Raw genomic sequence first — 26,041 nt, 5'->3', positions numbered from 1 at the left:
GCTTGCAATAATCAGAAAAAACTGTATAAAAAACAATGAAAAAAATATTCCTTCTCTTTTTTATTTGTACGACGGCTTTAAATTATGGTCAAGCTAATCAAGTTTTAGATTTCAAAGCAGGTTATGCTCCCGAAACCATTTATAATCAAAACACAACTAATTCTTCAGATTATGAAATCGCTTATTCCGGATCAGAAAAATTTCTAGAAGCATTAAAGAAAAACGGAAATGAAAATCCAACAAAAATAAAAACCATTTTTAATGTCGAAACGGTTTCTAAAACTGGGAAAATGGGTACAGATGGAAATTTTCCGATTACTATTGAGTACCTAAAATCTACTGATGCAAATGGAAAATCTATAATTCCGAGTGGTACGCTTTTGTACGGAAAAAGTTCTTTAAATACAATGCCTAAGATGGATTCTATTGTTGCCGAAGGTATGGAAGAGAATCTTAAAAATACGATTTTTCAAATGGTGCAAAGCACCTTTTCGCAAATACTATTGCCACAAAAAAAACTAAAAATTGGGGAATCCTTTAGTCAAGACAACCCATTAGTTATACCAATAGCAGGAATTAGCTTTGAAATGGTGATTACGACAACGTACACCTTAAAAAGTATGGATTCAAAAAATGCTTTTTTTGATATTGTACAAACCTACACAATCAAAATGTCAGACAACAGATTTGAAACAAGTGGAACTGGAAAAGGAAAAGGAAACCTGATTTATGACATTCCGAATCATTTTATGACTGAAAATAATTTAGATATGGAATTTAGCCTCGGCCTAAAACATACTGATTTTTCTTTGCAACTGAAATCAAAAAGCGATTTTAAACAAATTTGTAAAATTTCAAAAAAATAAAAAAGGCGTAAGATTAATTTCTTACGCCTTTTGTTTTATTTCAAAACTCAAATTATCTAGAATAATTTGGAGCTTCTTTTGTAATTGTAACATTATGTGGATGACTCTCAGTGATTCCGCTAGAAGTGATTCTAACAAAACGCCCAGTTTCTTGCAAAGTCGGAATATCTTTTGAACCACAGTATCCCATTCCGGCACGAAGACCTCCAATAAATTGAAGCATACTTTCGTTCAATTCACCTTTGTAAGGAACACGTCCAACAATTCCTTCTGGAACTAATTTTTTAACGTCGTCTTCAACATCTTGGAAATAACGATCTTTTGATCCTGTTTGCATTGCTTCAACAGATCCCATTCCGCGGTAAGATTTGAATTTTCTTCCTTCAAAAATGATAGTTTCCCCTGGAGATTCTTTTGTTCCTGCTAATAACGAACCTAACATTACACAGTCGGCACCTGCAGCGATAGCTTTAGGAATATCTCCTGTATAACGAATTCCACCATCAGCGATAACTGGAACTCCTGTTCCTTTGATAGCAGCTGCAACTTCTAAAACTGCCGAAAATTGAGGAAAACCAACACCTGCAACGATACGTGTAGTACAAATAGAACCAGGTCCGATTCCAACTTTTACACCATCGGCACCATTTTCTACTAAATATTTAGCAGCTTCTGGAGTAGCGATGTTTCCAACAATCACATCAATTTGAGGAAATTTTGCCTTTACTTCTTTTAATGTATTTACCACACCTTCTGTATGTCCATGTGCTGTATCGATAATAATTGCATCTACACCGGCTGCAACTAAAGCTTCAGCTCTTTGAACTGCATCTCCAGTAACTCCAATAGCAGCTGCAACTCTCAAACGACCAAAAGAATCTTTATTTGCGATTGGCTTTTGAGTTAATTTTGTAATATCTCTAAAAGTAATTAAACCTACTAATTCATTTTGAGCATTTACAACTGGTAATTTTTCGATTTTATGACCTTGTAACACAACTTCTGCTTGCTGTAATGACGTTCCTTCAGAAACTGTTACTAAGTTTTGGCTTGTCATTACCTCAGCGATTGGTCTTGCTCCGTTTTTCTCGAAACGCAAGTCACGATTGGTTACAATTCCTTTAAGAATTTTGTTTTCGTCAACAATTGGAATACCACCGATTCCGAATTCTTTCATGGCATTTTTTGCATCTGCAATTGTTGAAGTCATTGGCAAAGTAACTGGATCAATGATCATTCCAGCTTCTGCACGTTTTACTTTTCGAACTTTTCCTGCTTGTTGTTCGATAGTCATATTTTTATGTAAAACACCAATTCCACCTTCTTGTGCCATAGCTATAGCCATTGCGCTTTCGGTCACTGTATCCATAGCTGCAGATACAATCGGAACATTTAATGTGATGTTTCTTGAAAATTTTGATTTGATACTCACTTCGCGAGGAAGCACATTCGAGTAGTTAGGTACTAATAATACATCGTCGTAAGTTAAACCTTCGCCGATAATCTTGGAGTTGTGTGCTATCATGGTGCAATTTCTAGTTGAATTGCGTGCAAATATAGTGAATAAATTGCTAACTTGAATACTAACTAATTCATAAATTTGTATTTACAAGAAAACACTTACGGTTTTGAAATTCCAAAAATTAAATTCCAAAGTCCAATACAAACCGAAAATGAAGTATTGTTCTTGGAATTTGGGATTTATTTTTTGAGATTTATTTTTTGGAATTTATTCTTCTTGATCTTGGAAAACAAAATTGATTCCGATTTGGAATGCAGCACTGCTTGCCTTTGAAATATCTTTGTATTCTAAAACATTATTTGCCAGAGCATAAATATTTACTTTCCAAATCGTTCCCGAAAGCCCGAGACCAATATTAGTGCTTGAAAATGCATCAATTGTATAGGTTGCTTTCAGATCTAATTTTTCGAAAATACTTCGTTTATAAAAAGCAGTAACTGCGGCGAGTGGTTCTCTGGGTGCTGTCATAGCAAAAAACTGAATTCCTGCAGCATTTAGATATCTTTCTTTTACTTGTCCTTTGCAATTGCAATCAGCATTTGATCTGGAATTGCCGAATGCATATTCGGCAGAAGCATATATTTTTGTAGGGCGCCAAGTGGTGTATTTATCATACAAAGTATCTCTCGGGATTGCTTTCTTAAATTCGTCAAAAACATTTTCTGGATCATCTGAATTTGTAAAATCTGGATTTGCGCCTTGATATTGATAAGTGCCTTTATAGGTAAGCGTTTCAATATTTTTTGACTGATTTATAAATCCGAGGTCAATAATACTGGCAGTAAACTGAAGATTTTCTTTCGGATAATATGTTACTCCTGCATCTAATCCTAAACCTAGGCTTCCATTAAAAAAAGTATTGTGAGCAATATCTCTTGCAATATTTCCGTCGTATTCATCTTTCGTAAAAGGAGCTAATCCAGAAGTTTTAAGTTCCAAATTTGAAGAAATAATTTGAGTATATAGATTGGGTGTGCCTGGTTCTTGTCCTGTAAATATATAACCAGAATTGTGAACAGAAGTTGCATTTGCACCACTGGAATAAATTTTCGCTCGACCACCAAGTACTAATTTGTCATTCATTTTTTTATGAAATCCTACATGAAAAACAGAAAGAACTTCGGCTTTGACATTTAAATCATCCAAGTGAAAAGCTTTTCCCATGTAATCTCGATTGCCATCTAAAGCTAATATTGCCAAGTCTTTTGGCATATACATAAAAAAATCAAACTCTTGATAAATACCAAAAGAAATATAAGAACGACTTTCCCTACCTCCTACTCTGAACCCGCCAGAAAACACTTCCAGTTGTTCATTGGTAACTACTTTGTCATTTCGAGAAGATTTATTGACAACGTCTCTTACTTTTTGATTAAAATCGACTCCATTATTTGCAAATAAATCATAAGCCGAAAAGCTACTCGATCCAGCATTTAATGATACGCCAGACAATACGGGAAATCCGAAGTAATATTTATAGGAAACATCAGCGCCAGGATTTACTAATGATGATTGGGGAATTGATGTGAAGTTGTACAACATTTCCTTATTTTGAGAAAAACAAGAAAACTGTAAAAGAAGCCCTAAAATTAAATATTTCATCCTCATTTCACCCCGATTTCAAAATAAGTTGTTGCACTTGATCGTAACTTTAAATTCCCAACACTATTTTCATCTAACGGAGCTCCAGCCGTCATTAAAACAACAAAACCTATTTTTTCGGTTTGTTTTAAAAGCTCTAATCGTTGATTTTCAAAAACTTCAGTAGGATATTTAATAATATTTGGACTTCCCTTATAAGCGGGCACAGTATAAGATGAAGTCGTAAGAATTTGATTTTGGGAATTCAGGAGCACCATGTTGATTACAAAACCGCGTTCGATATTGTTTTCAATTTCTACATCAAATTCAGCTTTTGACAAATAATCTCTGAGGAACTGTTTTTTGAAAACATCAAAATTTCTGGAATCATAGGCAATCTGTATTCCACCATCAGCAATTAACTGATTTGCAGGAATATCAAAATAAACGAGATTGGCAACGTAGACGGGTTCTAGTTTCAAATCATTTACTTGATCAAAATCTAAATCGCTTGAGCATGAAAAAAACAAAATTGCTACTGCAAAAATCTTTAGAATACTATTGATGCAATTACATTTCATATTTGAAAGAATTTTAAGATAATAGTAAACAACTGGGGAATATTGTTTTTATTGCTTTGTCAAGTAAATATAGGATTTTTTTTAATGAAACTTCCCAAATAATTTTGAAGCTTCATTATAAGCACTTTCAAAACTCAAAGAATTAAGTCCGGTGATTTTTTTATTGGCTGTAAAATAAGAAACCAGTTTTTCTGTAGGCATGTTTCCTGTCAGCTTATCTGTCGCCATAGGACAGCCTCCAAAACCTTGAATTGCACCATCAAAACGGGCACAGCCTGCTTTTGCAGCAGCATCAATCTTCTCAAACCAACTATCTGGAGTAGTATGCAAATGCGCGCCAAACTCAATTTGAGGATATTTCGGAATTAAATTTGAAAAAAGATAAGTGATAACCTCTGGTGTCGAACTTCCGACAGTATCTGAAAGCGAAAGGATTTTGACGCCCATTCCTGCTAATTTTTCTGTCCACTCGCCTACTATTTCAACATTCCACGGATCGCCATAAGGATTTCCAAAACCCATTGAAAGATAGGTTACTACTTCTTTATTTTTTTTATCGGCAATTTCAAGAATTTCTTCTAAAGTAATCAAAGATTCTGCAATGGTCTTATGCGTATTTCGCATCTGAAAATTTTCAGATATTGAGAAAGGAAATCCTAAATATTGGATAGATTCAAATTCTGAAGCCAGAGCTGCGCCTTGCGTATTGGCAATTATGGAAAGTAATTTACTCGAAGTCTGCGAAAGATCAAGCTGCGCCAAAACTTCGGCTGTATCCTGCATTTGCGGAATTGCTTTTGGAGACACAAAACTTCCAAAATCAATAGTATCAAAACCTACTCGAAGCAATGCCTGAATATAAGTAACCTTGTTTTTTGTTGGAATAAAATCCTTGATGCCTTGCATAGCATCACGGGGACATTCGATAATCTTGATTTCTTTATTCAAAACTTTTTCTTTTGTAAATGCTAAGTTAGTTTCTTTTTTAAAGAAATAAAAATTATGTGATATTTCTATTTTTTTTTGAAACCTGTTAAGACAGAATTTTATACATCGCGTATTGTAGAGACGCACTACCTTGCATCTCTACAATATGTTGGGGAGATTATTACGTAAAATTGTAATCTCAAATATTATTACATAAAAACGTAATATTTTAAAATATTACTAAAAAGCGTAATAACAAAAAATATTACTTATATTTGTAATACAAAGTTTATAATTTTTAATTATATTTGGTTATGACTAGTGTAATTACAGGCGATATTATTGGTTCAAGACAACAGCAATCAAATCATTGGGTCGATGATTTAAAAAAAATCCTGAGTCCACTTGGCGTTACGCCCAAACAGTGGGAAATTTATCGCGGAGATGAATTTCAAATCGAAGTAAAAAATCCAGAAGATGTTTTATTGACCGCCATTTTAGTAAAAGCTCGTTTGAGAGCCATAAAATCTGATGCCCGTATGAGCATTGGTTTTGGAGACAAAACACACAATGCTGAAAAAATCTCTGAAAGCAATGGTTCTGCATTTATACATTCTGGGGAACTTTTTGAAACTTTAAAAAAACAGAAAGTCACTTTAGCTATGCGAACAGGCGATTCAGATTTTGATGAAAAAATGAATTTAATGTTGCAATTGGCTTTGACTTTTATGGATAGCTGGCTCGTACAATCTGCTGAGTTTGTTGCTTTGGCAATTGAAAATCCAGATTTGTCTCAAGAAGAGCTTGGCCAGAAACTAGGCATTAATCAAGCCGCCGTAAGCCGAAGACAAAAGCGCGCCCAATTTGATTTAGTCCTAAATTTAGATCGATATTTTAGAACACAAATAAAACAACTTGCCCCATGATTTTATTCGTAAAACTTCTTTTAGCGCATTTATTAGGTGATTTTATTTGGCAACCAAACTCGTGGGTTGCTGACAAGGAAATCAAAAAACATAAAAGCCTTTACTTATATGCTCATATTATGCTTCACGGAGTTTTGGCTGCAATTCTCGCTTGGGAAATCGCATTTATTCCATATGCAATTTTAATCGCTATTACACACGGTATCATTGATTTAATCAAACTAAATTTTCAGAAAAAGAAAACCAAACGCACTTGGTTTGTTGTTGACCAAATTGCGCATATTCTAGTTCTAATTGCTGTTGTGCTTCTTTATCAAAATAAAAACATAATTTATTTTTGGCAAGACAATGAATTTTGGATTTTGCTGACAGGATTTTTATTGGTAACAAAACCTATCTCAATTTTCATCAAAACTATTATCTCAATCTGGAGCCCTGAAAGTCAAAACAGCCATCAGGACAATTCGCTTGCCAATGCAGGAAATTACATTGGCATATTAGAACGTCTTCTTATTGTTTGTTTTATTTTAACGAACCATTTTGAAGCAATCGGATTTCTGTTGGCAGCAAAATGTATTTTTAGATTCGGAGATTTACAAGAAGCCAAGGACAGAAAACTTACTGAATATGTAATGATTGGAACTTTAATCAGTTTTGGAATTGCAATCGTGGCCGGACTTATCATCCAGACACTTCTTTTACAATTGTCCTAAAACTTTTTTATTGATTGCTTTTATAAGCGCTGGGCCTTCATAAATAAATCCCGTGTATAATTGCACTAAACTTGCACCTGCATTTAGTTTTTCGATGGCATCATCAGCAGAATGAATTCCTCCTACTCCAATAATCGGGAACGCTTTATTGCTTTTTTCTGAAAGAAAACGAATCACTTCTGTCGAACGTTTCGTCAATGGTTTTCCAGACAAACCTCCTGTTTCTGATTGATTTGCAGATTGCAGTTCGTCTCTTGAAATTGTAGTATTTGTTGCAATTACACCCGCAATCTGCGTTGTTTTTACAATATCAATAATATCTAATAATTGTTCATCTGTTAAGTCTGGAGCGATTTTTAAAAGAATTGGTTTTACTTTTTGAGTACTTGTTTTTTGTTTTTCAACATTTCTGTTTTGCAAAGTCTGCAACAAAGCTGTCAAAGGTTCTTTGTCTTGTAAAGCTCTTAAATTTGGTGTATTTGGCGAACTTACATTCACCACAAAATAATCTACGTGATCAAATAAGGCATCAAAACAAATGATGTAATCTTTAACTGCATCTTCATTATCAGTCACTTTATTTTTTCCTATGTTGCCACCAATCAAAACTCCCGAATTCTTTTTCAAACGTTCTACAGCTTCAATAACACCGCCGTTATTAAATCCCATTCGGTTAATAATAGCTTGATCTTCTTTTAAACGAAACAAACGTTTCTTTGGGTTTCCTTCCTGACCAACCGGGGTCACAGTTCCAATTTCAATAAAACCAAAACCAAAATCTCCAAGTTCTTTATAAAGCTTCGCATCTTTATCAAAACCTGCTGCAAGTCCAACCGGATTTTTGAATTTGATTCCGAAAACTTCTCGCTCTAATCGAGCATCTTTTACTTCATAAATGGCTCTTATAATTGACGAAACTCCTGGGATTTTTGAAATGAATTTTACAAATGAAAAAGTAAAGTAATGCACTTCTTCAGGATCAAACCAAAAAAGTATCGGGCGAATTATCAATTTATACATAAGAATTTTGTTGTGTTGTTTTCGGGTGCAAATTTAAATATTATAGTTTAAAAAGGTGCTTTTTTATAGAAAACAAATTATAAAACGTTTCAAGTTATAAAATGAAACAAAGTCAGACTTTATATTAAACTTATTAAAGTCTTTTCTATTTAATTTTGAAATACTGAAGAAATTTTTTCCATAATATTCATTTCAAAAATTTGATAAATAAAAAAGAATCAATAATAAAATCAAGCATATGTTTAACCAAATCACAAAATACCTGCCTGCATTTTTATTGTTCTTCATTCCCATTTGCTCTAATGCTCAACTAGAAAAAGACACAACGAAACTAATCAATGTTAGTTATGGTTCCAAAGGAATCGAGCTAAGAACCAGAGACAATAAATTTCTTTTTCAATTACAAAGCAGACTCCAATTCCGATTTTCTACTCCCAATGATACAGATCCTCTAACTTATGACGATTACAGTCAGGAAGCAAAAACAACTTTTAAAATCAACAGAGCCCGATTAAAAGTTGGAGGACACGCTTTTCATCCTTGGCTTAAATATTATTGGGAGTATGAATTAAGTCAGTCCAATTTGTTGGATTTCAGACTTATGATTGAAAAATGGGAATGGCTCAGTTTTAAAGCCGGCCAATGGAAAGTCGAATATACAAGAGAACGTTTTATAAGCAGCGGTGAACAACAAACCGTTGACCGATCTTTAATAAACCGTCCTTTTACTGCTGACAGGCAAATGGGAGTTGAAGTTTACGGACATCTTAAAGGCACCGGAATTGCAGATTTTAATTATTGGGCCGCCGCACTTACTGGAACCGGACGAGGGAATACGGCAAATGATGACGGAAATTTAATGTATTTTGGACGTGCTCAATGGAATTTTCTAGGAAGATTTCTAGATTTTGAAGGCAGTGATTTAGAATTTCACGAAAAACCAACTCCAATTATCGCTATTTCAGGTTTAACAAACCGAAGCCCGTATACTCGATTCTCACAATCTGGCGGAGGATCTTTAGAAGGTTTTGAAAATGGGCTTCCGGGACAGTATAGAGTCAACCAATGGAATTTTGAAACCGCTTTTATGTATCGCGGCTTTTCATGGCAGAGCGAATTGCACAACAAAGAAATCATCGACAAAATAAACAATGACGACACCACTATTATGAAAGGATATTACGTTCAAGCAGGCTATTTTTTTCATAATGCATTTGATTGGTGGCCAAAACATTTAGAAATGGCAGGCCGTCATGCGGCATACAGACCTGATAATTCAATTAGAGAAAACAGACAAGATGAATCCACTGTAGCTTTTAACTGGTTTTTTAAAGGACATAAAAACAAATTGACTTCTGAAGTAAGTTACTTTAGTTTTCAAGACAAAACGCTTCCTCTGCAACAAGGCTGGCGCTTTAGGATTCAATGGGACATTTCGTTATAATTTAGAAACTCCTTCAAATGAATTATAGTTAATTTTTACACCATAAATCTTTTTTTTTAATAACTTTATAAAACTAAAACTCTGAAAATGAAAAATATAACCAAAACAATTAGAAAAACGGTTTGTTTGTTTTTCGTTGCATCGCTTTTTATGATTTCAATGGATGGTTTTGCACAGCGTGGCCGTGGCGGTTTTCACGGAGCTGGAGGCGGTGGAGCTACAAGACAAGCAAGACCAACAAGAGAAGCGCGTCCAGCAATGCAGTCTAGACCAACTGCAAGCAGACCTCAAGTAAATAGACCCGCTAATACAACTAGGCCAGGAGCAAATAATGGAGGTACTAGAATTAATCCTTCGACAAATAATAACAATATCCGTAATAACGGAACTGTGAACAACAGAAGCAACAACACCAACCGTATTAATAATTCTGGAAACAGAAATACTAATATCAGTGGCAATACGGTCAACAGAAACAGAAATAATGTTAATATTAACGTCAACAATAGTGTTCATGTGCGCAACAATCGTAACACAGTTGTAAGACCAGGGTATAGACCATATACTCGCCCACCTTATGTATATGGTGGTTATCGATATAATTGTTATCATCCATATTATCCACGTCCTTATGTACCTTTTTATTGGGGGCCAGTTTGGCATCCGTGGGGATTTTTCGTGGCTACCTTAGCAACAACAGCTATTATTGTTAGTGTTCAAAACGAAAAATATCATTATGATCAAGGAGTTTGGTACACTTCAACTAGCGGAGGCTATACAGCCGTCCCGGCGCCTGTTGGTGGTACTGTAAATAATATTCCAAGTGGAGCAGAAACAGTCAACACAGGGACCGTTAATAATTATTATTATGGAGGAACTTATTACGAAAAAGATGGTGGAAAATATACTGTAGTTGCACCAACCGCTGGAACTGTAGTCGATAAATTGCCTGAAGGTGGAGAGGAAGTAACTATTGGCGACGCAAAATATGTGAAATTTGGAGAAACCTATTATCAACCTGTTCAAGTTGACGGAAAAGATAAATATGAAGTTGTTTCGGTGGAGAAAGAATAATTAAAAACAAATTACCCTATAAATTCTATAAAATAAATAGACTTATTTATTGTTATTTTTATAATTTTATCACGCTATTACAACCATCATATATTAAAAACGATTACAATGAAAAATAAAACCTACTGGATTTTTGCAATATTGACCATTTCGATCATTTCGATTGCGTATGGATACACTAAATTAGTAGTTCCAAAACACGAAAAAGCGGTCGCAATGGATTGTGCTGAAACTCCAAATACCAATGAAGCATCGGCATTTCTTCCGACAATTGAAAATAAAAACAAACCAGCTGGAAAAGCGCCAAAGGGAATGGTTTGGATTCCAGGTGGCGAATTCTCTATGGGATCAAATGTTGAAGACGAAAGCTTATGCAGCATAAAAGGCGTTACAAAAGATGCCGCTCCTATTCATCGTGTTTATGTTGATGGTTATTATATGGATCAAACTGAAGTAACGAACGAAGAATTTGAAAAATTTGTCAAAGCAACTGGTTATGTAACGGTTGCCGAACAAAAACCAACAAAAGAAGAATTCCCAACGGCAAATGAAGAAGATTTAGTTACAGGTTCTGTTGTCTTTACTCCTACACCTTCAGCAGTTAATTTAAATAATTTTCTGCAATGGTGGCGCTATGAACCAGGTGCCGACTGGAGACATCCAGAAGGACCACAGAGCACTATTAAAGGAAAAGAAAAATATCCCGTGGTACATGTAGTCTATGAAGATGCAGCTGCTTACGCAAAATGGGCAGGAAAAAGACTTCCAACTGAAGCAGAATGGGAATTTGCAGCTCGTGGAGGTAAAACCGGAAATCTTTACGCTTGGGGAAATTCGTTAAAACCTAATGGAAAATTTCAGGCTAACATTTATCAAGGCCACTTTCCTATAAAAGACGGCGATACTGGCGAAGATGGCTTTAAAGGAATTGCTCCTACCGCACAATTTGCTCCAAATGCCTATGGCTTGTATGATATGGCCGGAAATGTATGGGAATGGGTCAACGACTGGTATAGTGTGGATTATTACAAAACTTTGGCCGAAGGTGGCGAAGTAACAAAAAATCCGCAAGGCCCAAGTGCGTATTATGATCCTAGCGATCCATCTGAGGTAAAACGAGTTCATCGAGGTGGCTCATTTTTATGTACAGATCAATACTGCACGCGCTATATGGTGGGAACAAGAGGAAAAGGCGAAATCAGATCTGCTGCAAACCATGTTGGTTTTAGATGCGTAAAAAGCAAATAACAAACTTAAAATATTAAAAAGGGATTCGATAATGAATCCCTTTTTTTATTAATTCAGATATTGAAAGCTAAATTTTCTGGGAGAAAAAAATTTCTATATTTGCTAAAAAAACAAAAAAATGCAACATATAATAGATCGTTTTATCAGTTATGTAACAATTGACACTGAATCAGATCCAAATTCACAAACAACACCAAGTACAGAAAAACAGTGGAATCTTGCCAATAAATTAGTCGAGGAACTAAAAGCTATTGGAATGCAAGAGGTTACAATTGACGATAAAGCATATATTATGGCAACTTTGCCTAGCAATGTTGAGCATGAAGTTCCTACAATTGGTTTTGTTTCGCATTTTGACACTTCGCCAGACTTTAGTGGCGCGAACGTAAAACCTCAGATTGTTGAGAATTACGACGGAAAAGATATTGTTTTGAATGCTGAGAAAAACATTGTTTTATCTCCAAATTACTTTAAAGATTTACTGTTATATAAAGGCCAAACCATCATTACAACCGACGGAACAACTTTATTAGGAGCTGATGATAAAGCTGGAATTACCGAAATTGTTTCTGCAATGGAATATTTAATTCAGCATCCAGAAATCAAACACGGAAAAATCAGAATTGGTTTTACTCCAGATGAAGAAATTGGCCGTGGCGCACATCATTTTGATGTTGAAAAATTTGGCGCGCAATGGGCATACACAATGGACGGAAGCCAGATTGGCGAACTAGAATATGAAAATTTTAATGCGGCTGGAGCCAAAATTACTTTCAAAGGTAAAAGCGTTCATCCGGGTTATGCAAAAGGAAAAATGATCAATTCAATGCTTTTGGCAAACGAGTTTATCAATGAACTTCCGAAAGGAGAAACTCCGCAGGAAACTAAAGGTTATGAAGGATTTTTTCATGTTCATCATATTAAAGGAAATATCGAAGAAACAGTTTTGGAACTGATTATTCGCGACCACAACAAGAAAAAATTCGAAAAACGAAAAGAACTTATTTTCAAGATTGCGAAAAGCTTCAATAAAAAATATGCCAAAAAATTCGGTGAAGATATTGTAATTCCAGTTGTAAAAGATCAATATTACAATATGAAAGAAAAGGTTTTGCCTGTAAAATATATTGTAGATATTGCAGAAAAAGCAATGAGAGAATTAAATATCAAACCAATCATCAAACCTATTCGTGGCGGAACTGACGGATCTCAATTATCATTTATGGGATTGCCTTGCCCGAACATTTTTGCTGGCGGACATAATTTCCATGGAAAATATGAATATGTTCCTGCTGAAAGCATCCAAAAAGCGACTGATGTAATCGTAAAAATTGCTGAACTGACTGCTGTACCAGGAATTTTTGACCAATCTGAAAATTCTAAAAAAAGAAAATAATTGGAAACGAAATCTGAAAATAAAGGCATGTGGAAATATGGCGCACAATGGGAAGAAGAATTGATTCTCCTGAAAGCCATTATTGACAAAACGGAACTGACGGAAACTACAAAATGGGGAGGTCCGGTTTTTGTTTATGAAAAGAAAAATGTGGTCGGAATTGGAGGATTTAAAGATTATTTTGCATTATGGTTTTTTAATGGCGTTTTCTTAAAAGATGGAAAAAAGAAACTTATAAATGCGCAGGAAGATGTAACAAAATCGTTGCGCCAATGGCGATTTTCGTCAAAAGAAGAGATAGACGAAACGGTTATTTTGGAATACATAAAAGAAGCAATCGAAAACGAAAAACAAGGAAAAGTTATAAAACCTTCCAAAAAAGAAGCTATTGTATCTGAACTTTTGAATAAAGAAATGAATCAGAATCCTGCTTTAAAAGAAGCTTTTGAAAAGTTTTCTCCTTATAAACAATATGAGTTTTTAGAATATATTGAAACTGCAAAACAGGAAAAAACCAAAATTTCAAGAATCGAAAAAGTGATTCCGATGATTCTAGGAAATATTGGATTGAATGATAAATACAGGTAGCGTTTGAAATTCCAAATTAGGAAATTCCAAATTCCAATACTTAGAGACGTTTGTCAAAGTTTAAAACTTTGACAAAGGTTTTCGCTTATTATTGCTCAACAAACTTTGCAGGCAAATTTCATTACACAAAAAAATCCCAAACTCTCCCGAGGCTTCGGGATGGAATTTGGGATTTACTATTTTTTTTGGAATTTAAAACCTTAAGCTTTTTTTGCATTCAAAGCAGCCGTTTTTTCAATTGAAAGTGACGATCTATCTAATTTCAATTTTCCTGACATTGTTTCAATTACAATTGTCGTTTCGCCTAATTCAGTTAATTTTCCATGAATTCCTCCAATAGTAACAACTTTATCTCCAACTTTTAAAGCTTCTTTAAATTCTTTTTCTGCTTTTGCTTTTTTCTGAGCTGGTCTAAACATAAATAAGTAAATAATTACTCCCATTAGACCAAGCTGAAGATACAACATGTAATTTCCCATTTTTTATATTTTATAATTATTGATTATTAATTTATTTTACATTAATCCTCGTCCTACTTTTACCATCTTTTTATTAGCCGTAAGTTCTTTTACCAGATTATCTAAAATTCCGTTGATAAAAATACTGCTTTTTGGTGTAGAATACTCTTTTGCAATTTCTAAATATTCGTTAAGAGTTACTTTTACAGGAATTGATGGGAATTTCAAAAATTCGCAAATGGCCATTTTCAAAATAATAGTATCAATTTCTGCAATACGCTCGCTGTCCCAGTTTGGTGTTTTGTCATCGTATTCTTTTGCCAAAACTGCTTCATTCAAAACAGTACGCCTGAATAAGTCTTTTGCAAAATCCTTATCTTCAACATCTTTGTACAGTTTCGGAACTCTAAAAGCATCCGGATCTTCCGTTTTGATTGCTTTTAATTGTTTGATAATATGTGTATTTACAACAGGAATATCATCAACCCAAGTTAATTTGTCGTCTTCTAGATATTCGTATAATTTTTCATTCGGAACAATAACATTTTCAAACAAATCAATTATAAATTGTCTGTCTTCTTCAAATGTATTCACGTTGTTGCTCATGTATTTTTTGTAAATATCACTTGCTTTAATATCATTCAAAAGCAAAATAATATAATCATCATTTAATGACCAATTATTGATTTTACGAGTTTCTAGAGCGATGCTAAGAGAATTGCTTTCGGCAAGAAGTTGAAAAATTTTGTTTTTGATAAATTTTTCGTTTGGGTTACGTTCTGCTGCAGTTGCAAGATGTTTTTTGCTTGAAAGATGTAAAAAAACAGATTCTTTTTTGCAAATTTCAATCAATGAAGAAAGCATTATAAGGTATAAGTCCTGAATATTGTCTATGCTGTAAAAAAGAAATTTCTCTTCTTTTTCCATATTATCAGAACCGCTTTGATGCATTGCATAAATGGATTGCATTACTTTAACGCGTATGTGTCTTCTATTTACCACCTTGTAAGAACATTTAAAAATTAGTCTGCAAAAGTATAACTTTCGAAGCTTATTTTAAAATTATTTCGTAAAAAAGTGGTAGTTTTTAGTCACAGTTTGCAGTCGCAGTCACAATTTACTACAATATATTAAGAATCAAATAAAAAAGTCTCAGTTTCCAGATAAACTGAAAACTGAGACTGAGACTGTAAACTAAAAAAATTATTTCTTAGCAGCGTTTTCAATTTTTCTTGCGTCAATACGATTTTGAGCAATTGTAAGTGCTGCTTTATGCGTTGTAATTCCGTTTTTCACAGCATAATCGATAATTTCTAACGTAGTGTTATAGATATTTTCGGTTTTAGCCATAATTTCTGGTTTACCATAATGAGCTAGTTCAGCATAAACATTGATAATTCCACCTGCGTTGATCAAGAAATCTGGAGCATATAAAATTCCTCTTTCTTGCAATCTTGCACCGTGAACATTTTCATCTGCTAATTGATTGTTGGCTGCACCAGCAATAACTTTAGCTTTGATTTTGTTTACTGTATTATCATTAATGATTGCCCCCATTGCACATGGCGCATAAATATCAACATCAGCAGTATACAAATCTTCACCTGTATAAATAGTTGCGTTGTATTTTTGAGCTACCTCATATAATTTTTCTTCGTTGATATCAGAAATCGTAACCTGTGCACCTTCTTTAGTCAAATATTCAACTAAAGCTTCACCTACGTGTCCAATTCCTTGAACCAAAACTTTTTTGCCGTCTAAAACATCAGAACCAAATTGGCTTTTAGCAGCTGCTTTCATTCCTAAATAAACTCCGTAAGCTGTAACAGGCGAAGGATTTCCAGATCCGCCTCTTTCTTCAGAAATTCCAGTTACATACGGTGTAACATCTCTTACAGTGTCCATGTCTTTTGTTTCCATTCCAACATCTTCAGCTGTAATATATCTTCCGCTCAAAGAATGAACAAATTCTCCAAACTTGCGCATTAGTTCAGGCGTTTTTTGGGTTTTAGCATCACCAATAATAACCGCTTTACCTCCACCAATATTAAGTCCAGTAATGGCAGATTTATAAGTCATTCCTCTTGAAAGACGCAAAACATCGTTTAATGCCTCCCACTCGGTGTTATAATTCCACATTCTAGTACCTCCTAAAGCTGGCCCCATAACCGAATTATGAATACCAATAATTGCTTTTAAACCTGTATCTTTGTCATTGCAAAATACAATTTGTTCGTGATCGTCAAAAGATAATTGACCAAAAACAGGATCCATTTTTTGAAGTTCCTTTCCAGTTGCGAAAGTTGCATCCATAGCGCTAGTATTAATTAGTTAAAATTATGAATTTGTCAAAAAGACTTCTCAAACATAATTAAAAAATACACATGTGCTAATTTTTTATCTTTAAAATAACAATTTTACAATATAATTGTTTTGATTTAATTGCAAATTATTATAATTTTAATTAACAATAATTCATAATTTTAAATCAATTCAATATCACATTTCTTAAAAAAATGAAAGAATTAAGCTATTTAAACAAATATTTCATCAAATATAAATTCAGTTTTTCCTTTGGAATTTTAATCACAATAATCGCACAAATCTTCTTTTTATTTACACCAAAATTGGTTAGCCACTCTTTTGATGTGATTGAACGCTTTCTAAAACTCTCTGAAGCAGACCAAAATTCAGCCATTATTAGAGAATTTTATAAACAAGATTTGATTCACAATGTACTCTTAATCATTGGAAGTGCCATTGTAGCAGGATTCCTGACCTTTTTAATGCGTCAAACTTTAATTGTAATGTCGCGCCATATTGAGTTTGATTTAAAAAATGAAGTTTTCAAGCAATATGAAATCCTTTCACAGAATTTTTACAAACAAAACCGAACTGGAGATTTAATGAACCGAATTTCTGAAGATGTTTCAAAAGTTCGCATGTATGTCGGGCCGGCTGTAATGTACACTATCAATACATTCATTCGCTTTGCAATCGTTATTATATATATGTATAACGTTTCGCCACTTTTGACTTTGTACACAATTCTTCCGTTGCCAATTTTATCGTATTGCATTTTCAAATTAAGCTCTGAAATCAACAAACGAAGCACGACTTTCCAACAATATTTATCAAAAGTTTCCAGTTTTACGCAGGAAATCTTTTCAGGAATTCGCGTAATAAAAGCCTATTCTTTAGAAAATCAGCATCAAAACAATATGATTGATTTGGCTGATGAAAGCAAAAAGAAAAGTTTGGATTTGGCCAAAGTACAATCGCTTTTTGGGCCTTTGATGATTGCCTTAATTGGGATTAGCAATTTGGTTGTGATTTATTTTGGAGGCGTAATGTACATTAATGGAAGCATCCCGAATATTGGAACAATTGCCGAGTTTATCTTATATGTAAATATGCTAACTTGGCCAGTGGCATCATTAGGCTGGGTTTCGTCGATGGTTCAAGAAGCCGAAGCATCTCAGAAACGTTTGAATGAATTTTTGAAATTGGAGCCAGAAATCAAAAACAACAATCCAAATTCATCTGAAATTCATGGTTCAATTGCTTTTGAAAATGTGAGCTACACTTATGAAGACACCAATATTGAAGCACTAAAAAACGTAACTTTTTCAGTAAAAAACGGAGAAACATTAGCCATTTTAGGAAAAACTGGTTCTGGAAAATCGACGATTTTATCTTTGATTTCACGTTTGTATGACGTCACAGAAGGAAGAATTACAATTGACCAAAATGAGATCAGCAGTTTGAACTTAAATGACCTCAGAAACAATATTGGTATCGTGCCTCAAGATGCTTTTTTATTCTCTGATACTATAAAAAACAATATCAAATTTGGCAATGAAAATGCTACTGATGAAGAAGTGATTGAAGCTGCTAAAAATGCTGTGGTTCATGACAATATCATAGCATTCAACAAACAATACGATACTATTTTGGGCGAACGAGGCATCACACTTTCGGGCGGACAAAAGCAACGTGTCTCTATTGCACGTGCCATCATAAAGGATCCTGCAATTTTGCTTTTTGACGATTGCCTTTCTGCAGTTGATACTGAGACAGAAGAAACCATCTTAAGCAACTTGTTTGAAATTTGTAAAAATAAAACTACAATAATAGTAAGCCACCGAGTATCATCGGCTAAAAATGCAGACAAGATTATCATTTTGGAAGATGGCAAAATTATTCAACAAGGTTCTCATAATCAATTAATAAATCAAGACGGCTATTATTCATCGTTATATTTAAAACAACTTTCGGAAAAAGAATTACTTTAATTGTTGTGTAATAGATAATTTTTTATGATTTTTGAGTACTATTAATTCCAAAAAATGATAGAACGTATTATGAGAGAAAATGACATGTTAGAAAAAGAAGAGATTTTTTCTAAAGTATTACGAGCAGGAAGAAGAACTTATTTCTTTGATGTGAGAGCTACAAAAGCTGACGATTATTATATCACAATTACCGAAAGTAAAAAATTCACAGAAGAAGATGGTTCTTTTCATTTTAAAAAACACAAGATTTACTTGTATAAAGAAGATTTTAGTGCTTTTGCTGAAATACTAGAAGAAATGACTTCATACGTCTTGAACCACAAAGGCGAAGAAGTAATCTCTGAAAGACACCAAAAAGATTTTAAGAAAGAATACAGTTCTGATAAAGCTGAAACACAAAGATCAAGCTTTACCGATATTGATTTTGACGATATTTAGTCTCCAAATAACTTTTTAGAAAGTACGAGTCCAATTTGTATAGCATTTTGGACTTTTTTTATATATTTATTTTTCAGATGTGAAATGCAAAATGTGAGATGCAGGATTCACATTCCTTTCATAAATTACATTTTACTGCTAACATTTTACTTTTTAATCAAAAATGAAAAAATTACTTTCTCTACTCGCTTTTGTATTGATCAGTTTTTCAGCATTTTCGCAAAAAACAGAATACGAAACCAAATCAAATATTCAATACTACAACACAACAACAAATAAAACAGACAGCTATATTAACGAAAGATGTGTTCTAGATATTTATTATCCAAAAAACACTAAAGGTTTTGCAACAATCGTGTGGTTTCACGGTGGCGGATTGACAGGCGGAAACAAAGAAATTCCCGAAGCTTTAAAAAATAAAGGATTTGCCATTATCGGCGTTAATTATAGGCTTTCGCCGAAAGTAAAAGCAGAAAAAGCAATTGAAGATGCTGCAGCTGCAATAGCGTGGACTTTTAACAACATAGCCAGTTATGGGGGCGATGTTTCTCAGATTTTCGTCTCAGGACATTCGGCTGGCGGTTATTTGGCTTTAATGATAGGATTGGATAAAAAATGGCTTCAAAAAGAAGGAATCGATGCCAATAAAATTGCCGGACTTATTCCGTTCAGCGGACAATGTATTACGCATTTTGAGATTAGACGAGAAAACGGAATTCCGGAAAAACAGCCTACAATAGATGCTTTTGCCCCTTTATATCACGTTCGCGCCGATGCTCCGCCTCTTTTGTTGATTACAGGAGATCGTGAACTGGAAATGCTAGGACGCTATGAAGAAAACGCTTATATGGCCCGAATGATGAAATTGGTTGGCCATACACAAACGAAACTTTACGAATTAGACGGTTATGGACATGGAATGACAGAACCTGGTTTTCCGTTGCTCGTTAATGAAGTAAACCGCATTTTAAAAGAAAAACAAACCAAAAAATAATAATATAAAATCCACGGCAATGGACACACAACTATTAATTTTACCAGGACTTGGAGATTCTGGAGAGAAACACTGGCAGACTTTTTGGCACAAAAAATTCGATAATTCAATTCGAATTGTGCAAGATAATTGGAACGAACCGCTTCGCGAAGATTGGATTTCGCGTCTAAATGAAGAAGTTTCAAAACTTGAAAATCCAACTATTTTAGTTGCGCATAGTCTTGCGGTCTCATTGGTATTGCATTGGGCAGAAACTAATTCGAATAAACATATAATTGGCGCTTTGTTGGTCGCTCCCGCAGATGTTGATTCACCGGAACACACACCAGACATTATTAGAAATTTTTCACCAATGCCAATTTACAAACTACCATTTCCATCAATTGTAGTTGCAAGCGAAAACGATCCTTACGCCTCTTTTGAAAGAAAAAAATATTTTGCGAAAAAATGGGGAAGCGATTTTGTAAACGTTGGTCAGCAAGGCCACATCAATTCTGATTCTGATTTAAAATATTGGGAAGAAGGACAAGTGATTCTGAATCAGTTGATCGCAAATATTGAAAAGTGATCAGTGTTCAGATTTTTAGTCTTCAGTTTACCGATTGTCAGGCTGAGCGAAGTCGAAGCCCTTTTGTCGTAAACGAGCCTTCGACTTCATTCAGGATGACAATTGAAATCAATTGCCCACAGAGGCCAAAAACTGAATACTAAAAATCTGAACACTGACAACTAAACATTAACTTATTCTAAGCCCATTTTCTATTTTAAAATCCGGAGCCAATAAAATTACGTCTCCTTCCTCGCCTACTGCGCCGAGAACCAAACATTCACTCATAAATTTCCCGATTTGTTTCTTCGGAAAATTCACGACCGCCACGATTTGGCGATTTACCAAATCTTCTTTTTTGTATCGTTTTGTAATTTGCGCTGATGATTTTCGAATTCCTATTTCTGAACCAAAATCAATTGTTAATTGAAAAGCAGGCTTTCTAGCTTCGGGAAAATCATTTACTTCTATAATTGTCCCAACACGCATATCGGTTCTTTCAAATTCGTTCCAAGTTAAATCCATTCTGAAAATTGTTTATTTACAAACCTATCAATTTTGTACTTAATTCTGCCTAGTCAATAGCATTTTTTATTTTAGCCATCAAATAAAAACAAAGCTTTTACGTATTAAAAAAAGTTTTGTATCTTTGTAAATTCAACAAAACAACTCATTGTGAGCACTATAACAATATTTACAGTTTCTGCTTTGCTGTTTTCTTTTAGAAGAAGACCGCTTTCTGCTGTATTTATTTCACATAGTAAGGCCTTTATTAATTAGGCCTCCGTCTATTTCACTTTTCTTCTTTCAGACGGAGGATTTACCTCAACATTAAAACATTTTTACTTTGACAAAAATCAATTTTGGTCGGGTATTTTTTTGTTTTTCCATATTTAAAGCATTTCAAAAATTTAGCCTTCGCGAAAGCTCTAATATATTTTACTTTACTTATTTAAGAAGAAAAGCCACTGAAAACGTATAACAATAAATTCAAACAGATATGAAACCAACACCCACTTTTAGCAAATCAGATTATCAATTTTTAAGAGAATTGATATCAAAAAGCAAGAATTCAACCAATACCAAAGAAGCGAATCAGCTTTCACAGGAATTGGATCGCGCTGTAATTAGTAAAGAAAGCGAACTCGATTCTTCAGTAATCAGAATCAATTCTTTGGTAACTATTGAAGATGTAAAGGCTCAAAAGCAAATGAAAATACAGATTGTCTTACCCTCTTCTGCTGATTTAAAGCAATCGAAAATTTCAATTCTTGCGCCTTTAAGCGTTGCCATTATTGGATTCAAGGAAAATGACCAAGTAGATTGGGAATTGCCTGCCGGAATCAAAACTTTAAAGGTTATTGCTGTTGACAATTCAGAAGTATTCGCTTCATAACTTTTTAAACACCTCCAATTGTGAAGGTGTTTTTTTATAGCTGTTTGAAAACAAAAAAACTATTCAATACTAATACTGAATAGTTTTTTTTTATGTTTTTCCCAATCGCAAACTATTACAATTGCGAATGAATATAATTTGTTATTGAAGCCATATTAGTATCATCTAACTTTGCTTTTTTCTGCATGCGAACCAAAATTGGTTGCCATTCTTCTTTTGTAAATTTCGTTGGTTCGTACAACTTATGACATTTTGCACAGCTGTTTTCGTATAAACTCTTACCTGCAGCAAGTTCAGGAGTCAACTCCTTTGGCTTAGCTGGAGCATCTGCAGCAACCGCTGGAGCTTTTTTTGTACCGCATGAAGCCAGTAGTAATACTGCTGCGGTTAAAGTTAAGATTTTTGATTTCATCGCTTTGGTTTTGTTTTTATTTTAAGTAAATATAAAAAAATCCCATACGCCGCAGCGTATGGGATCATTATTTAAAACAATACTAAATTGCTCCTAAATCTTATTTTACGTCCATTAATTCAACATCAAAAATCAAAGTTGCGTGTGGTGGAATTACTCCTCCCGCTCCCGATGGTCCGTAAGCTAAATCAGATGGAATTACAAAACGCGCTTTGTCACCCACTTGCAATAAAGCAATACCTTCGTCCCATCCTTCGATAACTTGTCCAATTCCTAATTTGAATTCGATTGGTTTTTTTCTTGGGTAAGAAGAATCAAAAACTTTTCCGTTTTCTAAAGAACCTTCGTAGTGAACAGAAACCGTTTTTCCAGCTTCAGCTTTTTTACCTTCCCCTTTTTGGATCATTTTATAACGCAAACCACTTTCAGTTTTATCAAAACCAGCAGCTAATTGCTCCATTTTTGCTTCAGATTCTGCTTTTAAAGCTGCTTCTCTTTTCATACGAGCACCTTTCAAAGAAATAAAAGCTTCGATTGCATTCCATTTCTCAGCTTCTTCACCAACTCTAATGATTTCTACAGACTCTAAAGCATCACCTTGAGCAATTGCATCAACGATATCTTGTCCTTCAACAACATGTCCAAAAACAGTGTGTTTTCCATCTAACCAAGGAGTTGGAACGTGAGTGATGAAAAATTGAGAACCGTTAGTTCCAGGACCAGAGTTAGCCATAGATAAAACTCCTGGACGATCGTGTTTTAAACTTGAAACAAATTCGTCATCAAATTTATAACCTGGATCTCCAGTTCCAGTTCCTTTAGGACACCCACCTTGAATCATAAAGTCAGCGATTACCCTGTGAAAGTTCAATCCATCATAGAATTTTTGTCCTTGAGGTTTTACTTTATTTTCCATATTTCCTTCTGCAAGAGCCACAAAGTTCCCTACAGTTCCTGGTGTCAAATCATGTGTCAATTTTACTAAAATCGAACCTTTGCTAGTATTGAATTTAGCGTATATTCCGTTTTCCATTATTGTATTTTTTTTATTTGAATGCAAATTTACAAATTAATTTTATATCAATTTGTCTTTCTATTTTTTAGATTTTGATTTATAAGTAAGTCCGTAAACGGCCAATGACATTAGTGATAAAAGCATACAGCCTATTGCTACAGCGTGCCATCCGCCAAGTTTCCAAAGCAATAATCCGTATGCTGATCCTGCAGCGGTTCCTAAAAAGCTGAACGACATAAATACGGTATTTAATCGGTTTCTGGCTTCTGGCAATAAAGAATAAACTCGCGTTTGATTTGAAATGTGAACACCTTGGATTCCGATATCAATAAACACAATTCCGATTGCAATTCCGATTACACTTTCGATCGAAAAATAAAAAATCAAAAAACTGATTAAAATCAACAAACATCCATAACCAACTGCAATTCTTGAATTTCCTTTATCTCCAATTTTTCCAACCAAAGGCGCAGCCAAAGCTCCAGAAGCACCCACAATTCCGAATAAACCAATTGTAGCACTATTAAAACCAAACGGTTCGCCAGAAAGCAATAAAACCATTGTAGTCCAGAAAGCACCAAACTGGGCAAAACTGAAAACATTTATTGCAGTTGCTTCACGCAAAACAGGCTGTGTTTTGATAAGCGTAAACAAGGATTGGATCAACTGTCCGTAAGTTCCTTGAAACTGTGGTTTATTAACTGGAAATTTGCTCTGAATTACAAAAAAGATCAAAAGACAAATTCCGGCAGCGATATAAAACATTGATCTCCAACCCAAAACTTGGCCAATAAAGCCGCTTAATGTTCGCGAAAGCAAAATTCCGACCAAAAGACCACTCATGATGGTTCCAATGACTTTTCCGCGCTGTTCGTGCGTACTTAAAGAGGCCGCCAAAGGCAGAATAAGTTGAGGCACAATCGAAGTAATTCCGATTAATAAGGAAGCAATTTGCAAAATCAAAAAGCTTTTTGCCGTAGCTGCAATTAATAATGCAATTACAGAAGCAAAAGTGGTCATTAAAATTTGCTTTTTTCGCTCGATTTTATCTCCAAGTGGCACCATAAAAAACAACCCTACAGCGTAACCTGCCTGAGTTAAATAAGTTATCGTTCCAGCATCTGCTTCGGGAATTTTAAATTCGTTGGCAATTAATACGATCAAAGGCTGGCAGTAATACAGATTTGCAACTATAAGACCAGTGCAAACTGCCATAAACAGGACATTTGTTTTAGATAAATTCATGGTGCAAAAATACCAATCTAATCTTTAGCAAGACTTTAAAAAAACTATAAATTTTCAAAGTTTAAATGACTTATTGAACAGAACATAGTGATTTTTTAAACTTTTAATAGTTCAAAAAATCTTCTCGTGCAGGACTAAAAACATCTGTAAGCATCCCCTCTTCTAGACAAACAACGCCATGAACAGCATGAGGCGGAATGTAAAAACTGTCTCCTTCTTTTAATGTTTGCGTTACACCGCTGATTGTTACATCAAATTTTCCGCTCGCGATATAGGTAACTTGAGAATGATAATGATCGTGCAAAACTCCAATTCCTCCTTTTTCAAAGCGAACATTTACAAGCATGATTCGGTCATCAAAAGCAAGTATTTTTCTTTTTATTCCTTCACCAACTACTTCCCATTCTATTTCGTCTCCTTTTATAAATTCTTTGCTCGTTGCCATTTTTATTTATTTTTAATTTTATCAATGTCTTTTTTCATCAATTCCTGGCCTTCTGCCAAGTTATTCTCTTTAAAATATTGCTCCAGCTCTTTCAGCCTTTTTTCATTATCATATTTGAATCCAGAATTCAGTTTTCTTTGGCAAACCGAACACAATCGGAGCGTATGCTCATCTGTTTCGGATAAACTATTTGTTCCATTCATGACACAATCGGCCTCAATGCAATGATGCAAACCAAACATATGCCCAATTTCATGAGAACAAATTTTCAATAATCGCTCTAAACACAAACTGAAATCTGCTCCTTCTACTCTTTTATCGTACAATCTGTGAATCGAACTTACTGCAATTTTATCTCTGTAAGATGCTAGCCCAAAAACATAATTCCATTCTGGTTTTGGATACAAATCCATTTCTGTTATTGCCATCAAAGCAATGCCTTTTTCATGTTTTTCTTTCTTTAGAACACTGTCTAAAATATAACCTGCCAAAAATTGTTCCTGACCCAAATCACCTTTTCTTCTGACATTTTTCGGAATTATATCATTTGAAACTTCTTTTAAAACTTTCGTCTTCAACTGAAAAAACAGTTCTAAATATTGACGAACCAATTCAATTTGTTTCACTTGCTGTTTATCAAATTTTCCTATAGGCTGTAAATAAATAATATTTTCTTCTTTCGTTGGGACAACATGCTTTGTATTCATGAATTGCTCAAAACTTTGCCCTTTTTCTGGATGTGAATACAACCAGTCACCAAAAACAGGTTCGCCAAGCTTTACGTCATTTGTTTTAATTTCTGTAAAATAAGGATCTATTGGAAGATTTAACTCGGGATTTTCTTTTTTATTGGATTGGCATGCATTCAGAATAAGAAAAACGAGAAAAAGAAGTTTCTTCATAAAATCAA

At 34.3% G+C, this 26,041-nt stretch carries 27 protein-coding genes; 13 read left to right on the top strand and 14 right to left on the bottom strand.

Annotated features, from left to right (window positions below; genetic code table 11):
* Nucleotides 1-35: 35 nt before the first annotated feature.
* A complete protein-coding gene (locus SCB73_RS12680) occupies nt 36-866 on the top strand; it encodes a hypothetical protein (RefSeq protein WP_320566593.1) in 831 nt (276 codons plus the stop codon).
* Nucleotides 867-918: 52 nt separating this feature from the next.
* Here SCB73_RS12680 and guaB read toward each other — a convergent pair whose 3' ends face one another.
* The 4 genes from guaB to SCB73_RS12660 form a co-directional block, all read right to left on the bottom strand.
* Nucleotides 919-2,391, bottom strand: coding sequence for an IMP dehydrogenase (gene guaB / locus SCB73_RS12675; RefSeq protein WP_320566592.1), 1,473 nt, complete (start codon nt 2,389-2,391; stop codon nt 919-921).
* 204 nt (nt 2,392-2,595) lie between these two features.
* The gene (locus tag SCB73_RS12670; RefSeq protein WP_320566591.1) at nt 2,596-3,930 is read right to left on the bottom strand and encodes a DUF5723 family protein; all 1,335 of its coding nucleotides are present in this window, start codon (nt 3,928-3,930) and stop codon (nt 2,596-2,598) included.
* A 62-nt stretch (nt 3,931-3,992) separates the two neighbouring features.
* Entirely contained in the window at nt 3,993-4,550 is a 558-nt protein-coding gene (locus tag SCB73_RS12665; RefSeq protein WP_320566590.1) for a hypothetical protein, read from the bottom strand.
* Between the two features lie 81 nt (nt 4,551-4,631).
* Complete coding sequence (locus tag SCB73_RS12660) at nt 4,632-5,498, bottom strand: beta/alpha barrel domain-containing protein (protein ID WP_320566589.1); 867 nt, start codon at nt 5,496-5,498, stop codon at nt 4,632-4,634.
* A gap of 293 nt (nt 5,499-5,791) precedes the next feature.
* Between SCB73_RS12660 and SCB73_RS12655 the strand changes: the two genes are divergently transcribed.
* Nucleotides 5,792-6,403 (top strand): SatD family protein, encoded by a 612-nt coding sequence (locus SCB73_RS12655; protein ID WP_320566588.1) that lies wholly within the window; start codon nt 5,792-5,794, stop codon nt 6,401-6,403.
* Nucleotides 6,400-7,116 (top strand): DUF3307 domain-containing protein, encoded by a 717-nt coding sequence (locus SCB73_RS12650; RefSeq protein ID WP_320566587.1) that lies wholly within the window; start codon nt 6,400-6,402, stop codon nt 7,114-7,116. The genes SCB73_RS12655 and SCB73_RS12650 overlap by 4 nt, the downstream gene beginning before the upstream one ends.
* On the opposite strand, the gene SCB73_RS12645 is transcribed toward SCB73_RS12650, so the two are convergent.
* Complete coding sequence (locus SCB73_RS12645; RefSeq protein ID WP_320566586.1) at nt 7,102-8,136, bottom strand: quinone-dependent dihydroorotate dehydrogenase; 1,035 nt, start codon at nt 8,134-8,136, stop codon at nt 7,102-7,104. The two genes, SCB73_RS12650 and SCB73_RS12645, sit on opposite strands and share 15 nt — an antisense overlap.
* Before the next feature lie 238 nt (nt 8,137-8,374).
* Here SCB73_RS12645 and SCB73_RS12640 point away from each other — a divergent pair, with 238 nt between their 5' ends.
* From SCB73_RS12640 to SCB73_RS12620, 5 genes are all read left to right on the top strand, one after another.
* Complete coding sequence (locus tag SCB73_RS12640) at nt 8,375-9,580, top strand: OprO/OprP family phosphate-selective porin (RefSeq protein WP_320566585.1); 1,206 nt, start codon at nt 8,375-8,377, stop codon at nt 9,578-9,580.
* 87 nt (nt 9,581-9,667) lie between these two features.
* Nucleotides 9,668-10,654 carry a DUF6515 family protein gene (locus SCB73_RS12635; RefSeq protein WP_320566584.1) on the top strand — a complete coding sequence of 329 codons (987 nt, stop codon included), beginning with the start codon at nt 9,668-9,670 and terminating at the stop codon, nt 10,652-10,654.
* A gap of 108 nt (nt 10,655-10,762) precedes the next feature.
* Entirely contained in the window at nt 10,763-11,902 is a 1,140-nt protein-coding gene (locus SCB73_RS12630; protein ID WP_320566583.1) for a formylglycine-generating enzyme family protein, read from the top strand.
* Nucleotides 11,903-12,020: 118 nt separating this feature from the next.
* Nucleotides 12,021-13,298 carry a peptidase T gene (pepT, locus tag SCB73_RS12625; protein WP_320566582.1) on the top strand — a complete coding sequence of 426 codons (1,278 nt, stop codon included), beginning with the start codon at nt 12,021-12,023 and terminating at the stop codon, nt 13,296-13,298.
* 27 nt (nt 13,299-13,325) lie between these two features.
* Complete coding sequence (locus tag SCB73_RS12620) at nt 13,326-13,886, top strand: YdeI/OmpD-associated family protein (protein ID WP_413927830.1); 561 nt, start codon at nt 13,326-13,328, stop codon at nt 13,884-13,886.
* Nucleotides 13,887-14,086: 200 nt separating this feature from the next.
* Here the strand turns inward: SCB73_RS12620 and yajC are convergent, their stop codons facing one another.
* The 3 genes from yajC to SCB73_RS12605 all read right to left on the bottom strand — a co-directional run bounded on the left by yajC (nt 14,087) and on the right by SCB73_RS12605 (nt 16,657).
* Complete coding sequence (gene yajC / locus SCB73_RS12615) at nt 14,087-14,365, bottom strand: preprotein translocase subunit YajC (RefSeq protein WP_320566580.1); 279 nt, start codon at nt 14,363-14,365, stop codon at nt 14,087-14,089.
* A gap of 36 nt (nt 14,366-14,401) precedes the next feature.
* The gene (nusB, locus tag SCB73_RS12610; RefSeq protein WP_320566579.1) at nt 14,402-15,313 is read right to left on the bottom strand and encodes a transcription antitermination factor NusB; all 912 of its coding nucleotides are present in this window, start codon (nt 15,311-15,313) and stop codon (nt 14,402-14,404) included.
* 234 nt (nt 15,314-15,547) lie between these two features.
* Nucleotides 15,548-16,657: a Glu/Leu/Phe/Val family dehydrogenase gene (locus SCB73_RS12605; RefSeq protein WP_320566578.1), complete on the bottom strand. Its 1,110-nt coding sequence runs from the start codon at nt 16,655-16,657 to the stop codon at nt 15,548-15,550.
* A gap of 203 nt (nt 16,658-16,860) precedes the next feature.
* Between SCB73_RS12605 and SCB73_RS12600 the strand changes: the two genes are divergently transcribed.
* The 4 genes from SCB73_RS12600 to SCB73_RS12585 all read left to right on the top strand — a co-directional run bounded on the left by SCB73_RS12600 (nt 16,861) and on the right by SCB73_RS12585 (nt 20,639).
* The gene (locus tag SCB73_RS12600) at nt 16,861-18,639 is read left to right on the top strand and encodes an ABC transporter ATP-binding protein (RefSeq protein ID WP_320566577.1); all 1,779 of its coding nucleotides are present in this window, start codon (nt 16,861-16,863) and stop codon (nt 18,637-18,639) included.
* A 69-nt stretch (nt 18,640-18,708) separates the two neighbouring features.
* On the top strand, nt 18,709-19,077 hold the full coding sequence (locus SCB73_RS12595) for a PUR family DNA/RNA-binding protein (protein WP_026728980.1): 369 nt from the start codon (nt 18,709-18,711) through the stop codon (nt 19,075-19,077).
* A 163-nt stretch (nt 19,078-19,240) separates the two neighbouring features.
* Nucleotides 19,241-20,071 carry an alpha/beta hydrolase gene (locus SCB73_RS12590; protein WP_320566576.1) on the top strand — a complete coding sequence of 277 codons (831 nt, stop codon included), beginning with the start codon at nt 19,241-19,243 and terminating at the stop codon, nt 20,069-20,071.
* Between the two features lie 19 nt (nt 20,072-20,090).
* Nucleotides 20,091-20,639 carry an RBBP9/YdeN family alpha/beta hydrolase gene (locus SCB73_RS12585; RefSeq protein WP_320566575.1) on the top strand — a complete coding sequence of 183 codons (549 nt, stop codon included), beginning with the start codon at nt 20,091-20,093 and terminating at the stop codon, nt 20,637-20,639.
* A 168-nt stretch (nt 20,640-20,807) separates the two neighbouring features.
* Here SCB73_RS12585 and SCB73_RS12580 read toward each other — a convergent pair whose 3' ends face one another.
* A complete protein-coding gene (locus tag SCB73_RS12580; RefSeq protein ID WP_320566574.1) occupies nt 20,808-21,143 on the bottom strand; it encodes a tRNA-binding protein in 336 nt (111 codons plus the stop codon).
* A gap of 475 nt (nt 21,144-21,618) precedes the next feature.
* Here SCB73_RS12580 and SCB73_RS12575 point away from each other — a divergent pair, with 475 nt between their 5' ends.
* Nucleotides 21,619-22,014 (top strand): GreA/GreB family elongation factor, encoded by a 396-nt coding sequence (locus SCB73_RS12575; RefSeq protein WP_320566573.1) that lies wholly within the window; start codon nt 21,619-21,621, stop codon nt 22,012-22,014.
* Between the two features lie 115 nt (nt 22,015-22,129).
* Here the strand turns inward: SCB73_RS12575 and SCB73_RS12570 are convergent, their stop codons facing one another.
* From SCB73_RS12570 to SCB73_RS12550, 5 genes are all read right to left on the bottom strand, one after another.
* Nucleotides 22,130-22,426, bottom strand: coding sequence for a cytochrome c (locus SCB73_RS12570; RefSeq protein ID WP_320566572.1), 297 nt, complete (start codon nt 22,424-22,426; stop codon nt 22,130-22,132).
* A 100-nt stretch (nt 22,427-22,526) separates the two neighbouring features.
* Nucleotides 22,527-23,459, bottom strand: a complete 933-nt coding sequence (locus tag SCB73_RS12565) for a peptidylprolyl isomerase (protein ID WP_320566571.1) — start codon at nt 23,457-23,459, stop codon at nt 22,527-22,529.
* A gap of 60 nt (nt 23,460-23,519) precedes the next feature.
* Nucleotides 23,520-24,656, bottom strand: a complete 1,137-nt coding sequence (locus tag SCB73_RS12560; protein WP_320566570.1) for an MFS transporter — start codon at nt 24,654-24,656, stop codon at nt 23,520-23,522.
* Nucleotides 24,657-24,789: 133 nt separating this feature from the next.
* Nucleotides 24,790-25,131 (bottom strand): cupin domain-containing protein, encoded by a 342-nt coding sequence (locus tag SCB73_RS12555; RefSeq protein ID WP_320566569.1) that lies wholly within the window; start codon nt 25,129-25,131, stop codon nt 24,790-24,792.
* Nucleotides 25,132-25,133: 2 nt separating this feature from the next.
* Entirely contained in the window at nt 25,134-26,033 is a 900-nt protein-coding gene (locus SCB73_RS12550) for an archaemetzincin family Zn-dependent metalloprotease (RefSeq protein ID WP_320566568.1), read from the bottom strand.
* Nucleotides 26,034-26,041 lie beyond the last annotated feature (8 nt).

The sequence above is a fragment of the Flavobacterium sp. KACC 22761 genome (genome assembly GCF_034058155.1).
Classification (GTDB): domain Bacteria; phylum Bacteroidota; class Bacteroidia; order Flavobacteriales; family Flavobacteriaceae; genus Flavobacterium.
This window is presented reverse-complemented; position numbering and strand designations above follow the sequence as displayed.

Bases quoted from the DNA above. Each gene is read 5' to 3' on its own strand.
- SCB73_RS12680 (WP_320566593.1), top strand. From the start codon at position 36: ATGAAAAAAATATTCCTTCTCTTTTTTATTTGTACGACGGCTTTAAAT.
- guaB (WP_320566592.1), bottom strand. From the start codon at position 2,391: ATGATAGCACACAACTCCAAGATTATCGGCGAAGGTTTAACTTACGAC.
- SCB73_RS12670 (WP_320566591.1), bottom strand. From the start codon at position 3,930: ATGTTGTACAACTTCACATCAATTCCCCAATCATCATTAGTAAATCCT.
- SCB73_RS12665 (WP_320566590.1), bottom strand. From the start codon at position 4,550: ATGAAATGTAATTGCATCAATAGTATTCTAAAGATTTTTGCAGTAGCA.
- SCB73_RS12655 (WP_320566588.1), top strand. From the start codon at position 5,792: ATGACTAGTGTAATTACAGGCGATATTATTGGTTCAAGACAACAGCAA.
- SCB73_RS12650 (WP_320566587.1), top strand. From the start codon at position 6,400: ATGATTTTATTCGTAAAACTTCTTTTAGCGCATTTATTAGGTGATTTT.
- SCB73_RS12645 (WP_320566586.1), bottom strand. From the start codon at position 8,136: ATGTATAAATTGATAATTCGCCCGATACTTTTTTGGTTTGATCCTGAA.
- SCB73_RS12640 (WP_320566585.1), top strand. From the start codon at position 8,375: ATGTTTAACCAAATCACAAAATACCTGCCTGCATTTTTATTGTTCTTC.
- SCB73_RS12635 (WP_320566584.1), top strand. From the start codon at position 9,668: ATGAAAAATATAACCAAAACAATTAGAAAAACGGTTTGTTTGTTTTTC.
- SCB73_RS12630 (WP_320566583.1), top strand. From the start codon at position 10,763: ATGAAAAATAAAACCTACTGGATTTTTGCAATATTGACCATTTCGATC.
- pepT (WP_320566582.1), top strand. From the start codon at position 12,021: ATGCAACATATAATAGATCGTTTTATCAGTTATGTAACAATTGACACT.
- SCB73_RS12620 (WP_413927830.1), top strand. From the start codon at position 13,326: ATGTGGAAATATGGCGCACAATGGGAAGAAGAATTGATTCTCCTGAAA.
- yajC (WP_320566580.1), bottom strand. From the start codon at position 14,365: ATGGGAAATTACATGTTGTATCTTCAGCTTGGTCTAATGGGAGTAATT.
- nusB (WP_320566579.1), bottom strand. From the start codon at position 15,313: ATGCAATCCATTTATGCAATGCATCAAAGCGGTTCTGATAATATGGAA.
- SCB73_RS12605 (WP_320566578.1), bottom strand. From the start codon at position 16,657: ATGGATGCAACTTTCGCAACTGGAAAGGAACTTCAAAAAATGGATCCT.
- SCB73_RS12600 (WP_320566577.1), top strand. From the start codon at position 16,861: ATGAAAGAATTAAGCTATTTAAACAAATATTTCATCAAATATAAATTC.
- SCB73_RS12595 (WP_026728980.1), top strand. From the start codon at position 18,709: ATGAGAGAAAATGACATGTTAGAAAAAGAAGAGATTTTTTCTAAAGTA.
- SCB73_RS12590 (WP_320566576.1), top strand. From the start codon at position 19,241: ATGAAAAAATTACTTTCTCTACTCGCTTTTGTATTGATCAGTTTTTCA.
- SCB73_RS12585 (WP_320566575.1), top strand. From the start codon at position 20,091: ATGGACACACAACTATTAATTTTACCAGGACTTGGAGATTCTGGAGAG.
- SCB73_RS12580 (WP_320566574.1), bottom strand. From the start codon at position 21,143: ATGGATTTAACTTGGAACGAATTTGAAAGAACCGATATGCGTGTTGGG.
- SCB73_RS12575 (WP_320566573.1), top strand. From the start codon at position 21,619: ATGAAACCAACACCCACTTTTAGCAAATCAGATTATCAATTTTTAAGA.
- SCB73_RS12570 (WP_320566572.1), bottom strand. From the start codon at position 22,426: ATGAAATCAAAAATCTTAACTTTAACCGCAGCAGTATTACTACTGGCT.
- SCB73_RS12565 (WP_320566571.1), bottom strand. From the start codon at position 23,459: ATGGAAAACGGAATATACGCTAAATTCAATACTAGCAAAGGTTCGATT.
- SCB73_RS12560 (WP_320566570.1), bottom strand. From the start codon at position 24,656: ATGGCAGTTTGCACTGGTCTTATAGTTGCAAATCTGTATTACTGCCAG.
- SCB73_RS12555 (WP_320566569.1), bottom strand. From the start codon at position 25,131: ATGGCAACGAGCAAAGAATTTATAAAAGGAGACGAAATAGAATGGGAA.
- SCB73_RS12550 (WP_320566568.1), bottom strand. From the start codon at position 26,033: ATGAAGAAACTTCTTTTTCTCGTTTTTCTTATTCTGAATGCATGCCAA.